14 protein-coding genes are annotated in these 15,032 nt (G+C 70.9%); 3 read left to right on the top strand and 11 right to left on the bottom strand.

Annotated elements, in window-relative coordinates; genetic code table 11:
- The first annotated feature begins 180 nt into the window (after positions 1–180).
- Positions 181–1,110: a DUF4231 domain-containing protein gene (locus ACIQM3_RS30105; protein ID WP_401629942.1), complete on the top strand. Its 930-nt coding sequence runs from the start codon at positions 181–183 to the stop codon at positions 1,108–1,110.
- Between the two features lie 12 nt (positions 1,111–1,122).
- On the opposite strand, the gene ACIQM3_RS30100 is transcribed toward ACIQM3_RS30105, so the two are convergent.
- From ACIQM3_RS30100 to ACIQM3_RS30055, 10 genes are all read right to left on the bottom strand, one after another.
- The gene (locus ACIQM3_RS30100; RefSeq protein WP_401629940.1) at positions 1,123–1,602 is read right to left on the bottom strand and encodes a hypothetical protein; all 480 of its coding nucleotides are present in this window, start codon (positions 1,600–1,602) and stop codon (positions 1,123–1,125) included.
- 185 nt (positions 1,603–1,787) lie between these two features.
- Positions 1,788–2,690, bottom strand: coding sequence for a S1 family peptidase (locus ACIQM3_RS30095; RefSeq protein ID WP_401629938.1), 903 nt, complete (start codon positions 2,688–2,690; stop codon positions 1,788–1,790).
- A gap of 285 nt (positions 2,691–2,975) precedes the next feature.
- Positions 2,976–3,782 carry a DUF1684 domain-containing protein gene (locus ACIQM3_RS30090; RefSeq protein WP_401629936.1) on the bottom strand — a complete coding sequence of 269 codons (807 nt, stop codon included), beginning with the start codon at positions 3,780–3,782 and terminating at the stop codon, positions 2,976–2,978.
- Positions 3,783–3,786: 4 nt separating this feature from the next.
- The gene (locus tag ACIQM3_RS30085; RefSeq protein WP_401629934.1) at positions 3,787–5,076 is read right to left on the bottom strand and encodes an NtaA/DmoA family FMN-dependent monooxygenase; all 1,290 of its coding nucleotides are present in this window, start codon (positions 5,074–5,076) and stop codon (positions 3,787–3,789) included.
- Positions 5,073–6,149 carry an LLM class flavin-dependent oxidoreductase gene (locus ACIQM3_RS30080; protein WP_401629931.1) on the bottom strand — a complete coding sequence of 359 codons (1,077 nt, stop codon included), beginning with the start codon at positions 6,147–6,149 and terminating at the stop codon, positions 5,073–5,075. Before ACIQM3_RS30080 ends, ACIQM3_RS30085 begins: the two co-directional genes overlap by 4 nt.
- A 15-nt stretch (positions 6,150–6,164) precedes the next feature.
- The gene (locus tag ACIQM3_RS30075; RefSeq protein ID WP_401629928.1) at positions 6,165–7,139 is read right to left on the bottom strand and encodes an ABC transporter substrate-binding protein; all 975 of its coding nucleotides are present in this window, start codon (positions 7,137–7,139) and stop codon (positions 6,165–6,167) included.
- Between the two features lie 54 nt (positions 7,140–7,193).
- Positions 7,194–7,946, bottom strand: a complete 753-nt coding sequence (locus tag ACIQM3_RS30070) for an amino acid ABC transporter ATP-binding protein (RefSeq protein ID WP_401630603.1) — start codon at positions 7,944–7,946, stop codon at positions 7,194–7,196.
- Between the two features lie 35 nt (positions 7,947–7,981).
- Positions 7,982–8,896: an amino acid ABC transporter permease gene (locus ACIQM3_RS30065; protein ID WP_401629926.1), complete on the bottom strand. Its 915-nt coding sequence runs from the start codon at positions 8,894–8,896 to the stop codon at positions 7,982–7,984.
- 46 nt (positions 8,897–8,942) lie between these two features.
- Complete coding sequence (locus ACIQM3_RS30060; RefSeq protein ID WP_401629923.1) at positions 8,943–10,784, bottom strand: FAD/NAD(P)-binding protein; 1,842 nt, start codon at positions 10,782–10,784, stop codon at positions 8,943–8,945.
- Entirely contained in the window at positions 10,781–11,647 is an 867-nt protein-coding gene (locus ACIQM3_RS30055) for an amino acid ABC transporter permease (protein WP_401629921.1), read from the bottom strand. Before ACIQM3_RS30055 ends, ACIQM3_RS30060 begins: the two co-directional genes overlap by 4 nt.
- 449 nt (positions 11,648–12,096) lie before the next feature.
- On the opposite strand from ACIQM3_RS30055, the gene ACIQM3_RS30050 reads away from it, so the two are divergent.
- Entirely contained in the window at positions 12,097–13,035 is a 939-nt protein-coding gene (locus ACIQM3_RS30050; RefSeq protein ID WP_401629919.1) for a transporter substrate-binding domain-containing protein, read from the top strand.
- 30 nt (positions 13,036–13,065) lie between these two features.
- Here ACIQM3_RS30050 and ACIQM3_RS30045 read toward each other — a convergent pair whose 3' ends face one another.
- Positions 13,066–14,277 carry a DUF5685 family protein gene (locus ACIQM3_RS30045; protein WP_401630601.1) on the bottom strand — a complete coding sequence of 404 codons (1,212 nt, stop codon included), beginning with the start codon at positions 14,275–14,277 and terminating at the stop codon, positions 13,066–13,068.
- A gap of 307 nt (positions 14,278–14,584) precedes the next feature.
- On the opposite strand from ACIQM3_RS30045, the gene ACIQM3_RS30040 reads away from it, so the two are divergent.
- Entirely contained in the window at positions 14,585–15,025 is a 441-nt protein-coding gene (locus ACIQM3_RS30040) for a cell division protein SepF (RefSeq protein WP_401629917.1), read from the top strand.
- Positions 15,026–15,032 lie beyond the last annotated feature (7 nt).

The raw sequence follows: 15,032 nt of genomic DNA, 5'->3' as shown, positions 1-15,032 counted from the left end.
AAACAGCACCGGCACCTGCACCATTGCAGTGTCCGGCGGCACGACTTTACTCTCATGGCCCCGGTGTGCAACTCGACTCGTACAGCCGTAACCCGAGTGATTTGCGGGATTACTCCAAATGGGCCATAACCCATTCACGCACCGCCCGGGGTGACCACTACATCGAATACAGGGGTGATCATGACGGCGATTCCAGGACCGCTGCAGAGCATGGTCTTCAGGAGCGCTGATCTGCCCGCACTCTTCCACCACACCGACGCCGTGGCCGTCGCACGCCAGCGCGAGGCGGTCAACACCACCCGCGGCCAGCTCGTCCTGCTCGTCCTGGGCACCGTGCCCGCCGCCCTGCCCTGGCACGCCGAGATCGGTTCCGGTATCCAACTCCTCAATGGTATCGCGGTGTTGGCCTACCTCGGTGTCCTGATCACGACCTACCTCGGCTCCCGGCGCAAAGCAAAGTCGCACTGGCAACTCAACCGCTCGGCAGCGGAGTTCATCAAGTCGAACTGCTGGCGCTACGCGGTCCACGGCTCCCCCTTCGACTCGTCCGTCCAGCACCCCGAGGCGGTGTTCGCCAGCCGGCTCGAGGAAGGGCTCCAGGAGTTACGGAAGGTGGGGTGGGACGATCCGAGGGAGGAGCTGGCGGACTCGGGCGGCGGTATCATCACCGCGTCCATGCGGGAGTTGCGGGAGAAGGCGTTCACCGTACGCAAGGAGACGTACGTCCGGGACCGGCTGATCGAGCAGCGGCGCTGGTACCGCAGGCGCAGGCTGGTGTCGCGGCGCGGTGCGCTCGTCTGGTCCAGCACCATCGCCGCGCTGACGCTCCCGGCGCTGGTCCTCGCCGTGCTGCAGACCTTCGGCGGTGCCGGGTCGTTCGCGCTCACCGGGACGTTCTCCGCCGCGGCCGCCGCCTGCCTCGCCTGGAACGAGATGCGCCGGCACCATCCTCTGGTGACCGCGCACTCCCTGGTCGAGGACGACCTGGAGAACATGCAGGCCGCGATGGAGACCACCCTCACCGAACGGCAGTGGGCGGCCGCCGTCTTCGAGACCGAGCGGATCGTCTCGCCCGAGCATACGGACTGGCTGGTCAGGCACCGGATGTGAGTGCGCGTGGGCTCAGCCGCGCTCCACGCCGTCGCGCCAGATGACGGTGACCGGCCGGCCGAGGCTGCGGGCGTACGTCACGATGTCGCCGGTGCCTCCGAGGCCCCGTGCGGGCATGCCGTCCCAGACCGCGATCAGCCGGTCGCAGTGGTCGGCGATCCAGGCGCCCGCCGCGTAGTAGGCCTCGTCGGTGGAGTGCGCGAAGTCCAGCCGGATCTCGCGGGCGGCCCGGGCCTTGAGCGTCCGGTAGCGCGCGAGGTCCTCCTCGTCGGCGAAGCCCTCCTCGTAGTCCCCGCTGGGGATGACCACGGTCAGCTCCGCGCCCTGGGCCAGTGCGAGGTCGGCGAAGAGCTGGTCCGCCCCGACCGCCAGGCTCGAGAGCGCCTCCAGGGATCCCTCGTGTCCGCACAGTGCCGCCCTCAGCCCCTCCAGCACATGCTCCTGGGCCTCCCGGGGGATGGAACGGTGACCGGTCACTCCGATGCGTTTCACGGACCTGAACCCCCTGGTGTCTGCGGGGGCTCCCGGAAGGCATCCCTCCGGACCGCGCGGCGTCCGCCCCCCGTGGTACCTCTGCGACCGACCGTCCCCACATCCTCTCAAGAGCAGCGGGCCGAAAGGGAGCCCCCGCCGGGGATCGGCGGGGGCTCACGGGAGTGCGGCGGTGCCCGGCCGGGTCAGAACACGCTGACGCCGTACGCGCTGAGTGCTTCGGTGACCGGCTGGAAGAAGGTCGTCCCGCCGGAGCTGCAGTTGCCGCTGCCCCCGGAGGTGAGACCGATCGCCCGGGTGCCCGAGTAGAGGGGACCGCCGGAGTCGCCGGGTTCGGCGCACACATTGGTGCGGATCATGCCGTAGACGATGTCGCCACTGCCGTAGTTGACCGTGGCGTTGAGGCCGGTGACGGTGCCGCTGTGGGTGCCGGTGGTGGAGCCGCGCCGGGTGACGGACATGCCGACGGTGGCGTTGGCCGCGCTGGTGATGTCCTGGCTGCCGACGGTGCCGGACTTGGTGACCGAGGTGTTGGTGTAGCGGACGATGCCGTAGTCGTTGGTCGGGAAGCTCGATCCCGTGGTCGTGCCGAGGACCGTGGTGTGGGCCGAGTCGGACCACCAGGTCCCGGCGCCGTCGGTGCAGTGACCTGCCGTCAGGAAGTAGTAGGTGCTGCCGCTGCGGACGTTGAAGCCGAGGGAGCAGCGCCAGCTGGAGGCGTAGACGGCGTCGCCGCCCGAGATCAGCTTGGTGAACTTTCCAGGGGTGCGTTCGATGCGCAGGGCGCCCGCGTCGGCACCGGCGGACTCCTTGATCCGGTTGATCTCCGACTGCGAGACGGTGCTGTCCACGGTGACGACGACCCGTCCGGTCGCCGGGTCGACGTTCCACGCGGTGCCGGCGATGTCGGCGTCGAGTACGGCCTCTCCGGCCGCTCTGAGCTGGTCGGCGCCGTATGTTCCGGCCTGGTCGGCGTTGGCCGCCGGGACGGCGAGGGCGGCGACGGCGACGAGGCCGGCGGAGACGGCTGTGATCCGGGTGCGTCTCGCGGTGCTGCCGCTGCGGGGGTTGGTGCGCTTGATCCTCACTTTTCATTCCTCCCGAGGGGAGTCGGGGGTCCGCCTGTGGGGTGGCCGGGCCCGTGAGGCGCGGTCATGGAGCACGACACGGTTCCGAAAAACGTTCGAATTCCGGATGTGTCGTACTCCTGACGGGCGCTGCTCGGGAGTATCAGGGGGCGTCAGGAGGGCGCGCAAGGATGCCTTTTCGGACGCGGGGCGGGCGCGGTGTGGCGGGCCCCGGCAGCCCTGGGGCCACCGGGGCCGGCGGTGCTGACGGGGCAGCCTTCGCCTCGCGTCCGGGGGTGGGGCGGTTCAGCCGTCGATACGGATCCGCTCCCCCGCGGGGACCGCCACGGTGAGGGTGTTGCCCGGTGGCGGGAAGGGGCAGATGAAGTGGTCGGCGAAGGCACACGGCGGCAGCAGGGTGCGGTTGAAGTCGACGTGCACCCGGCCTTCCGCGTCGGGCGCCGGAGGCCTCAGGAAGCGGAAGCGGTAGCTGCCGTTCCCGCTGGTGGCGTCGGCGAAGACGGCCCAGAGCGAACCGTCGGGCTCGACCGCCACCTGGAGGGTGTGCTCGGTGCCGTCCAGGGTGAAGTCGATCTCGCCCGCGAGCCCCAGCCCCCGCCGGCGCCCGTCGGCGTTCTCGACGCGGACGGTCCGGTCGGAGTCGTACGGCCGGAAGGTGCCGTCCAGCGACCACTTCGGGTCGTACGGGGTGGCGTCGATGCTCCGGAAGGCGTGCCTGGCCGGAGACTGGGGGTCGAAGTCCCTTACGGCCCACAGGCCTTCACGGCTCAGCACGACCAGGCGGCGCTCCCCCTGCGCCACCCGGGAGGTGTCGATGGGGCCCCGGTCGGCGCCGAGGCGGACCTCGCCCGACAGCGGCTTCGTGTCGACGGTCAGCCCGTCCTCGGGGGTGGCGGTGAGCACCACCTCGCCGCCCTCCTCGCGCCACTGACCGGGCACGGCCGGAATTCGACCCTCCGGGTGGTCGGCGAGCCAGTGGGTGCCGGTGAGGGAGAGCGGGCCGTGCGGCGCGGCCACGGCGACGATGCGCCGCTCGTGCCAGCGCTGCCAGGCGTGGAACTCCTCGCTGTCCTGCTGTGCGTCCGTGCTCATGCGGTCAACTTTTCCATACGGGCCGGGCCAGGCCGAGGTGCGACCTCAGCGTGGAGCCGGTGTATTCGGTGCGGAAGGCCCCGCGCTCCTGGAGGAGCGGGACGACCCGGTCGACGAAGCCGTCGAGGCCGCCCGGGGTGAGATGCGGTACGAGGATGAAGCCGTCGGCCGCGTCGGTGGCGACGAACGTCTCCAGTTCGGCGGCGACCGTCGCGGGGGAACCGATGAAGGACTGCCGGGCCGTGGCCTCGATGGCCGTCTGCCGGATGGACAGCCCCTTCGCCTCGGAGAGCTCCCGCCATCGCGCGGCCGCGGCCAGCGGGTCCGCGACCCGGACCCTGCCCTGGACCAGGTCCGACGCCGGGTCGGGGTCGATGTCGGGAAGGGGCCCGTCGGGGTCGTACGAGGAGAGGTCGCGGCCCCAGATCTGTTCGAGGGCGAGGATCGCGTTCTGCGGCGACACCTGCTGGTGGCGGATCTCGGCGGCGTTCTGCTGGGCCTCGGCGTCGGTGTCGCCGAGGACGACGGTGACCCCGGGCATGATCTTCAGGTCACCGGGCTGTCTGCCGTATTTGGCGAGCCGCGCCTTGACGTCGGCGTAGAACCGCCGGCCGGCCTCCAGGGTGCCGTGCCGGGTGAAGATGACGTCGGCGGCGGACGCGGCGAACTCCCTGCCCTCGTCGGAGTCCCCGGCCTGGATGACGACCGGGTGCCCCTGCGGGGAGCGCGGGACGGTGAACTCCCCGGAGATGTCGAAGTGCTGCCCCGAGTGCGCGAACGGCCGCGAGTCGCCCTCCGGTGTCCAGGAGTCCCACAGTTCCCGTGCGGTGGAGACGAATTCGGCCGCGCGGGTGTACCGGTCGGCCCGGTCGAGGTAGCCGCCGCGGCGGAAGTTCTCGCCGGTGAAGGCGTCGGACGAGGTCACCACGTTCCATGCGGCACGCCCGTCACTGAGGTGGTCGAGCGTGGCGAGACGCCGGGCGAGTTCGTACGGCTCGTTGAAGGTGGCGTTGACCGTGGCGGCGAGCCCCAGGCGTTCGGTGACGGCGGCCAGGGCGTTCAGGACGGTGAGGGACTCGGGGCGGCCGACCACGTCCAGGTCGTGGATGCGGCCGTTGTGCTCGCGCAGCCGCAGCCCTTCCGCGAGGAAGAAGAAGTCGAACTTCCCGCGCTCCGCGGTCCTCGCCAGGTGCTCGAACGAGGAGAAGTCGATCTGGCTCCGGGAGCGCGGGTCGGTCCACACCGTGGTGCTGTTGACGCCCGGGAAGTGGGCGGCGAGATGCATCTGCTTCATGAACGGCCCCCTGAGGTCCTCGCGAGCGTGTGGCGGTTGGCGGGCCGGCCGAGGCCGAGGTGCTCGCGCAGTGTGCCGCCCGGGTAGAAGGTGCGGAACAGGCTGCGGTGCTGGAGCAGGGCCACCGTCCCGTTGACGATCCTCTCCAGGTCGCGCTCGGGTGTGATGGGGGTGAGGTGGAAGCCGTCCACGGCTCCGCCCCGGTGCCACCGGGTGATGAGTTCGGCGAGGTCGACCGGGCCGCCCCGGAAGTAGGTCCCCCGAGCGGCGAGCTGCGGACCGCTCTCCAGACCGGGTTCGGGTGCCTTCTCGGCGTCCCCGAGATCGACGGTGAGGGCGACCAGGATCCGCAGGCTGTCGGGGTCCCGGCCGTGGGCCGCGGCACTCCGGCGCAGGTCGTCGCGGAGCGCGGCCGCCTGTTCGGGCGAGGTCGCCCGTACGTGGACGACGTCGGCGTACCGCGCGGCGGTCTCCCGGGCTGGGCCGCTGGTGCCGTCGATGACGGTGACGGGCCGGCCCTGCGGCGGCCGGGGCACGATGGCCGGGCCCCGGACGGAGAAGGTGCTGCCCTCGAAGTCGACGTAGTGCAGCCTGTCGCGGTCGATGAAGCGGCCGGTGGCGACGTCCCTGATCTCGGCGTCGTCCTCCCAGCTGTCCCACAGGCGGGCCCCGACGTCGGCGACCTCCCCCGCCTCCTGCCACAGGGCGCCGGCGGGTGCGGCGGACCGCCGGCCGAACAGCCGGGCCTCGGCCTCGGTCGTCGACACGTCGGCCTGCCACCCGGCCCGGCCCTTGCTGACCCAGTCGAGGGTGGCGACGGCGGACGAGACGTGGAAGGGCTCGGTGTGGGTGGTGGTGACGGTCGGTACGAGACCGATCCGCGTGGTGGCCGGGGCGACGCGGGCCAGCACGGCGAGCGCGTCGGGACCCGGGCGGCCGAAGGAGTCGCTCAGGGTGACGTAGTCGAGCGCTCCCCCTTCGGCGAGGCGCGCGAGCGTGACGTGGGAACCCGCGGCGTAGCGCGGGGGGCCTCCGATCTCGGCGGCGAGGTGGAGTGGCCTGGTGGCGGACATGGGGGACCTCTCGGGTCAGTTCTCGGTCTTGGGGAGGCCGGGCGGGTTGATCTCCGACTTCTCTACGGCCTCGTCGGTCAGGCCCCAGCGCTTCAGCACCTTCGCGTACGAGCCGTCCTGGATGATGTGGTCGATCGCGGCGCCGTACGCCTCGACCAGGCCGCTGCCCTTCTTCGTGGTGGCGGCGATCTTCCCCTGGACGGCGTCGCCCCCGCCCGAGAGCGTGCCGACGACCTCGGACCGGCCGGCCGACGCGACGTGGTAGTTGGCCGAGGGACTCGGGCCGAAGTAGGCGTCGATGCGGCCCGACTGGAGGGCGATGTGGTAATCGGTGGTGTTCTGGAAGTACTTGATCTCCACCGGCTTCCGGCCGGCCTTGACGTTCTCCTCGTCCCACTCGACGAGGATCTTCTCCTGGTTGGTGCCGGAGGCGACGGCGATGGTCTTCCCCGCCACGTCGGCGGGGCCGTTCACCTTCCAGCCGGATCCCTTCTTCGCCTCGAAGGCGATGTTGTCGAGCCGGTAGGTGGCGAAGTCGTACTTCTCCTTGCGCTCCTCGGTCACGGTGACGTTGGAGAGGACCGCGTCGAACTTGGAGCTGTCGAGGCCGACGAAGAGGTTCTCCCAGGAGACCTGTTCGAACACCGGCTTGAGTCCGAGGGTGTCGGCGACCAGCGTCGCCAGGTCGATCTCGACGCCGATCCGGGTCTTGTCGTCGGTCGCGTAGAAGCCGAGTGGCGGCGTGCTGTCGGCGCTGCCGCCGATCCGCAGCGTGCCGCGTTCGCGGATCGCGGCCGGCACCTCGGCCGCGACGGCGTCCACCTTCTTGCCTCTGATCCGGTTCTGGTCGGGGCCGATGTTGACACCGGTGTCCTTCTGCCCCTCGGCGCCGATCACGTCCTCGACGGCGTCGCTGCCGCCGCACGCGGTGAGCAGGCCGGCGGCGGTGAGCGTGGCGAGGACTGCGGTGAGGGTGCGGCGGACGGACACGTGGTGGCTCCTCGGGTGCGGGAACGGTCGCGGGGACGGGTCCGGGGACATGGGTCAGAGGACCTTGGAGAGGAAGGCGCGGGTGCGCTCCTGCACCGGGCGGTCGAGTACGTCTGCGGGCGGGCCCTGTTCGACGATCCGTCCCTCGTCCATGAAGACGACGGTGTCGGCGACCTCGCGGGCGAAACCGATCTCGTGCGTGACGACGATCATCGTGGTGCCCCCGCGGGCCAGGTCCTTGATGACGTCGAGGACCTCGCCGACGAGCTCGGGGTCCAGCGCCGAGGTCGGCTCGTCGAAGAGCAGCAGTCTCGGTTCCAGGGCGAGGGCGCGGGCGATCGCGACACGCTGCTGCTGGCCGCCGGAGAGCTGCTTGGGGTAGGCGCCTGCCTTGTCGGCGAGCCCGACCCGTGCCAGGAGCTTCCCGGCCGCCGCGACGGCGTCCTTGCGCGGACGGCCGAGCGCGGCGACGGGGGCCTCGATGACGTTCTCGAGAACGGTGAGGTGCGGGAAGAGGTTGAAGTTCTGGAAGACGAAGCCGATCTTGGTGCGCTGCCGCAGGACCTCGCGCTCGCGCAGCTCGTACAGCTTGTCGCCGGACCTCCGGTAGCCGACGAGGGTGCCGTCGACGCTGATCCAGCCCTGGTCGACCTTCTCCAGGTGGTTGATGGTGCGCAGCAGGGTGGACTTCCCCGACCCCGAGGGGCCGAGGACGACGGTCACCTCGCCCGCGCGTACGGACAGGTCGATGCCGCGGAGCACCTCGAGCGGGCCGAAGCTCTTGTGGACGGACCGGATCTCGACCATGGGGCCGGAGCCGGTGGATTCTTCCGTGGGTGCGCTCATCGCACGGCCCCCTTGGCGTAGTGACGTTCGACGTGGTGCTGGAGGACGGAGAGCAGGGTGGTCAGGAGGATGTACCAGGCCGTCGCGACCATGAGCAGGGGAACCACCCGGCCGTTGCGGCCGTAGACGACCTGGACCTGGTAGAAGAGGTCGCCGATCGCCATCACGGAGACGATCGAGGTGCCCTTGAAGAGCGAGATGATCTCGTTGGCGGCGTTCGGCAGGATGGAGCGCATCGCCTGCGGCAGCACGATGCGCCGCAGCTGCCGCAGCCGTGGGATCCCGAGCGCGGCGGCTGCTTCCGACTGACCGCCGTCCACGGCCAGTACGCCGCCACGGACGATCTCCGCCGCGTACGCCGCCTGGTGCAGGGCGAGTCCGAGGACGGCGGCGCTCATCGCGCCCACGAGGTTCATCGTGTCGAAGGAGACGAACCCGGGCCCGAAGGGGATACCGAACTCGAGTTCCTTGTAGAGGTACGCCAGGTTGAACCAGAACAGCAGCTGGACGATGAGAGGGATCGAGCGGAACGCCCAGATGTAGGCGTACGAGACCCCTCTGAGGAAGGGGCTGTCGGACAGCCGCATGAAGGCCAGGACGATGCCGAGCGCGAAGCCGGTCACCGTGCCGTAGAAGGTCAGCTGGATGGTGACCCAGGCGGCGTGCAGGATGGCTTCCGCGGTGATGAACCGGGCGAAGACGTCCCATTCCCAGCCGGGGTTGGTGACAAGCCCGTTCAGGAACTGGGCGAGCAGCACGGCCGTGGCGGCGACGGCCACCCAGCGCCACGGGTGGCGCAGGGGGACGACCTTCAGGGCCGCGTGGTCGTGGTCGTGGTCGCGGACGGCCACTTCCTCGCCGGGGTCGGTCCCGGCGTGCGGGTCGACGGTCGGATCGCTGGTCAGCGACATGGTGTGGGTTCCTTCTGCGACAGGATGCGAGACAGGGGCGCCGTGCTCACGCGGTGAGGCGGTCCCGACAGGAGAGGTCGCGCAGGAACGCGAGGGCCGTGCGGGCGGTGGCGTCGTTCTGCCGGAAGGCCGGGCCGCCGGTGCGCGGCCGGGTGAAGGCGCCGCCGGCACGCGCGGTGGTGCAGGGGCCGAGGGCGAAGCGGCGCGGGTGCGGGCTGCCGTCGAGCTCCAGGATCCGGTTGTCGGCGGGGTCCACGGAGAGCAGCCCCGTGTCGGTGCCGGCCGCCCCGTCCTCGTACAGCGCGCTCAGCAGCGGGCTGCGGGTCCTGCGCAGCGAGGGGTCGGGCAGCCGGGCCTCCACCAGGGCCCGGGCCTCCGTGTACGCCCCGGGCACGGTGGTGCTGCGGGCGCGGAACACGCCCTGGCCCTCGTCGGGTTCGACGGTCATGCCGGCGCCGAGGAAGCGGACGACCCCGGCCTTCGAGAGGGCGAGGAGCTGGCGCAGCCGGGGCCCGGGGGGCCCCGAGGCGAGGTAGCTGAAGAAGCCGTGCCAGCGCACGCCGATGTCGCCGGCGCCGACCAGCTGGCCGTACACGGAGAGCAGTCCGAGGAACACGGCGAGGTCGGGGCTGTGCGCGGGGTCGTGGCGACGTTCGAGATCGGCGGTGATGTAGGCGCGCAGCCCGTCCTGCAGTGAGTCGTACGTGGCGTGGCGTACCCCGTCGAGCGGGTGGTCGAGGGCGTCGAGGTCGAGCCGGTCGGCCGGGTCGGGGACGGCCGAGGCGACGAGCGCGGCGAGCTCGGGGCTGCCGGGTTCGGCGACGGCGTACTTCTCCTCGAAGTCGCCCAGGTCCACGGCGGTGCGCTCCGGGTGGGCGGTGAAGAGCCGGTGGTAGTGGGCGTGGCCCAGCTCCTTGGCGATCAGCGGCCAGAGGTCACGCCGGTAGTCCACGGGGCCGGGTCTGTTCACGATCTCCTCCACCTGGGCACTGCCGAAGTGACGGGGCAGGGGCGGCCGTTCGCCCTGCCAGGGGTAGCCGATCTTGGAGTGGTACGGGACGCCCCGCCGTGACCCGACGTACAGGACGGGCTCCCTGCCGGAGGGGACGTAGACCCCGCCCTCGTACCGTCCGCCGCGCCCCTCGGTCAGCAGCACCATCAGGTCGATGAAGGCGAGTCCGAAGCCCCGTACGAGGACGGGCTCGCCCGCAGGCACTGCCGACAGATCGGTGTCGGCGGTGAAGTCGGGCGGCAGGTGGACCAGCCCGTGACGTGCGGCGAAGGCGGACAGCTCCTGCTGTTCCGCGTCCGGTTCGGCGTCGAGGTGGCCGACGGTGAGGACGACGAGGTCGGCGACGAGCGGCTCGGCGCGGCCCTCGATCCGGACGCGCTGCCGGCCGTCGCGGGGCCCCGAGACGCGCAGGGCGCGGCCGGTGTGTTCGTGGACCCTGACCCCGGGCGGGAGCGCGGCGACGGCCTGTCCGTACACCCAGCGCAGATAGGCGCTCTGCAGCCGCCGGCTGGGGAAGCCCTGGCCGTCAAGACCGCGGATCTCCTCCAGGGCCCCGGGATCGGCGGAGATGACGGTCCGCCCCTCGCGGACGTCCGCGGCCCAGGTGTGCAGGGCGGGGCCGGGGTTCACCGGGCCGTCCATCTGGACGGTGTCGTCGGTGAACATGGTGACGTCCTCGGCCATGGAGTTCATCCAGAGCAGCGGGGACTGGTCCTGCCGCCATATCCGGCCGCCGCCCGGCGGGTAGGGGTCGACGAGGTGGATGTCCAGGGGCCGGTCGCCGTACAGCTCGGCGGCGTTGGCGGCTATGCGTTCGATGACGCCGGTGCCGCGCGGTCCGCCGCCTATGACGACGAGCGTCGGGGTGTCGCTCACCGGGTACCCGCCGTGCCGCGAGCGTAGTGGCGTTCGACGTAGTACTGGCCGATGGAGAGCAGCGAGGTGATCAGGGCGTACCAGAGGGTGGCCACCAGCAGCAGCGGGATGACCTCGTAGGTGCGGTGGTAGACGAGCTGCACGGAGTAGAGCAGGTCCTGCACGGCGATGATGCTGACGATCGAGGTGCCCTTCAGCGTCCCGATCAGCATGTTCCCGGCGGGCGGCACGATGGAGCGCATGGCCTGCGGCAGCACGATCCGCCGGAACCGGCGCCAGGGCCCGAGACCGAGCGACTGGGCCGCCTCCAGCTGTCCGCGCTCGACGGACAGGATGCCGCCGCGGACCACCTCGGCGGCGTACGCGGCCTCGTGGAGCGTGAGGCCGATGACGGCTACGGCGATGGGGCTGAGGAGGTTGACCGTGTCGACGCCGAGGATCCGCGGGTAGAGGGCGCCGATGTTGAACCAGAAGAGCAGCTGGACGAGGATCGGCGTCGACCTGAACAGCCAGATGTAGCCCCAGCTCACCGCCTGGAGAACGGGGTTGCCGGAGAGTCTGAACACGGCGAGCAGGGTGCCGAGGGCGAAGCCGAGCACCATGACGAGGCCGGTGAGCCACAAGGTGAGGCCGAGGCCGCGCAGCACGGAATCGGTCGTGAGGTACGCGCCCACGACGTCCCACTGGAAGGCGTCGTTGCGGACGACCGAGACCAGGACTCCGCCGAGGAGGAGCAGGACGGCAACGGCCGCCGCCCACTGGCCGGTTCGGCGTACGGGGACGATGCGATGGGCGTCCTTCCCGGCGTGCTCGTCCGGTGGGGCGGGAAGTGACGGGGCAGGGTTTTCTGTCTGCGCGGACATGCGAAGGCTCCGTGGATGCAGAGATCGAACACGGGGCGTGCCTTCAGCGCGAAACACGACGTGGACCGGGCCCCTCAGCACCGGTCCGCTTCCGAGAAAAGCGCCACCCGGTGCCGTTGTCAAGCTTGTCCACAGTGTGAGCCGTACGTCTCGGTTCAGTTGACGCGCCACCGGATGCCTGTTCCACTTGGGCCATGTATTCGCAGCAGTGGCTGGTCACCCGCTCCCACATCGACTTCGGTCGCGTGTGGTCCTGTTCCTGTTGAGCTGACCCCCTGCGTCTCCTTTTTTCCCGCTCGCGCCCTTGCCGGCGCTGGAGCGGATCCTCCCGCGTTCCTTCGCGTACACGACGTGGCTCGGCCCTCCCCTCGTACAGCTGATCTCCCGCCCCGACGCTCCGTGCTGCCCTGGCCCCGGAGCGGGGTCGACGAATCCGGAGTAACTCCGTCATGCCCCGAACCAGGCAGACCGCTGCCTTCGCACTGATCACCGTGGCCGCACTGTCGCTCAGCGCCTGCGGGTCGGGTGACCCCGCCACCTCTCCGGCCGGAGCGGGATCCGCGGCCGAGGGGAAGATCCCGACGGCCGACGTGGTCTCGCGGGTGAAGAAGAACGAGGACGCGGCGAAGCTGCTGCCCGGGAAGGTGCGCGCCGCGGGCACCCTCTCCATCGCGGCCGCCGCGGGAGCCCCTCCCGGCGCCTTCTACCTGGAGGACGGGAAGACGCTCGCCGGGGCCGACATCGACTTCGCGGACGCGGCGGCCAAGGCCCTGGGGCTGAAGCTGAAGCGGCAGGTCGCCTCCTTCGAGGCGATCCTGCCGGCCCTCGGCAGTGGCAAGTACGACCTGGGCACGGGCAACTTCGGGGTGACGGACGAGCGCAGGAGGACGATCGACTTCGTCACCTACATCAACGACGGGCAGGGCTTCGCCGTCCGTGACGACAGCGATCTGAAGAAGGTCACCGGCCTCACCCAGCTCTGCGGCCTGACCGTCGGCACCGGGGCGGGCACGACCTTCGAGGCGACCCTGGAGGAGAACAAGCACCTGTGCGCCGACGGGGGCAAGAAGCCGTACGAGGTCAAGACGTACTCCGATCCGTCCGCGGTCTGGATCTCGCTCCAGCAGGGCCGCAGCGATGTCGTGATGAGCACGATCAACGGGCTGCGCTACGGCGTGACCCAGCTGGACGGGCTGCGCTTCCTCAACGAGTACAAGCGGCTCGACGTCGGCTTCGCCTTCAAGAAGGGCACCCCGCTGGCGCCGGCCTTCCAGGCCGCGGTCAACGGTCTCAAGGCCGACGGGACCTACGACCGCATCCTGAAGAAGTGGGGCACCACCGGATCGGCGATCGGGACGTCGCAGATCTCCCCGGCCGAGGTCAGGTGAGTCCGCGGGGCGTGGACGGGTGACTGCCCGTCAGCAGTCGCACCCGCAGTCGCAGCCCTCGCAGCAGCTGCAGCAGTTGCCGCAGCAGTTGCAGCCCTCGCAGCAGCCCTCACACCATTCGTCACAGTCCGCCTTGTGGCAGAGCCCTTCGCGCTCCTGGCCGCTCCACGGGTCGTTGAAGCTGCCGGCGCAGCACATCTGACAGGTGCAGGCGAGCCCCGCCCAGACGAGGCAGCCGGCTATGAGGCCGCGCCGGTTGCGGGGCGGCTCGGGCGGGAGCGGCGGACCGGGAGGGCCGGACGGGCCTCCCGGGGTCGGTGCGTACGGGTTGCCGGGCGGCGGGCCGTAGGCGCCCGAGGGCTGCCCGCCGGCCTGGTGGGAGCACGCCCCGGGCCCGAAGGCCCGGTCCACGGAACGCCGCAGCTCGTGCACCAGGAGCACGTGCGCCAGCGTGCCGTGGGTGAGTTCCGCGTCCCGCATCGCCAGGCGCACGCCGTGGAGGGCGTCGTCGCAGAGGCGGCGGGCCTCGGTGAGCGGTGTGCCGGTCGCGGTGAGCGGGTTCCAGGCACCCGACGCGGCGTCAGCTTCCCGGTCCTCGACGGCGTCCAGGAGATGGGCGAGCCGCCCGAAGAGCCGCCCCGCCTCGGCGAGCGGCTCCGCGTTCTGCGGCTTTCCCGCGAGCACGGCGGTGTGCGCGAAGGCCGCGGCCGTCGCCGTCTCGGTGGGCTCGGTGACGGTCAGCAGCGGGGTGCCGGGGCCGGCGAGGGATTCGATGCCGGTCTGCCGGTCGACCGCGTCGACCAGGACCGCGGTGTCGAAGCCGAGCTCGGCCCCGGTGCGCGCACCGGCCCTGTCCCAGCCCGCCGCGACCCGGCGTGCGGCGGCGGCCACCGGGCGCCGCTTCAACAGCCCGTCGCGGTCGGCCACATGGTCGCGCACCTTCGCGGACGCCAGCACGAGCGACACGGCGGCGGCCAGCCTGGCCCCCTCCCCTCGGGCGACCGGAGCCGTCCGCATGGAGCGCAGGGGGCAGGGGCCCGCGGTGCGCCGTTGTCCGGCGGAGCGCTCGGACTGAGCCTCCGTCAGGACCGAGACGATCAGGCCGTCATAGTTCGTGACGACCCGGGCGAACTGTCCGTGGTCCGCGCGAAGAGCGAGACAGAGCCCGCAGAGATGAGCCATCCACTCGGTCTTGAGCCCTTCGGACAGCCGATGGGTACATGGCCTCACGATTCCGAACACGACGATCCCCCGGGAGCCGTTCACCTGACGAGCCGCGCTCATGCGCCTGCGCGGGGTGCATCGTATCGAGCCGCCCGTTCACCCGTACGCCCCCCATCTCACCCGTACGGACGGGTGCATCATATTTTCCTTCCGCAAGCCCCCCTATGCGGTACGAACCCTGACGAACCGACACATGTTCTGCACCAGTAGCGTCACGAATCGCCTGCGCGGTGACTATCCCCTTGGCGCTGTATCCGCATCATGGACGACCATAGGGATAGGAAAGAGATACGGAACCAACGAACCGCGGTGAGAGGAGGCGTCCATGGGATCGGTGCGCAAGGCGAGCGCCTGGCTGGGCCTCGTGGAGGACAACGACGAGCGGTACTACGACGACGAGTACTCCGAGGATGCTGAGACCGGCACGAATCAGCCATGGGTGACCGACCCGCGGGTGCGGGTCGCCTCCGAGAAGGCCGAGGACAAGGGCCGCCGGATCGCCACCGTCACCCCGGCCAGCTTCCGGGACGCGCGCGCCATCGGCGAGCTCTTCCGGGACGGTGTGCCGGTGATCGTCAACCTCACAGCCATGGACCCCGGCGACGCCAAGCGCGTCGTGGACTTCGCCGCGGGACTGATCTTCGGCCTGCACGGTTCGATCGAGCGCGTGGCGACCCGGGTCTTCCTGCTGTCCCCCGCCCACACCCAGGTGGTCAACGGCGAAGCCGCCGGCCGGCCCGCCGACGGCTTCTTCAACCAGAGCTGAGCAGGGC

The sequence above is a fragment of the Streptomyces sp. NPDC091271 genome, from assembly GCF_044757505.1.
Lineage (GTDB): Bacteria > Actinomycetota > Actinomycetes > Streptomycetales > Streptomycetaceae > Streptomyces.
This window is presented reverse-complemented; position numbering and strand designations above follow the sequence as displayed.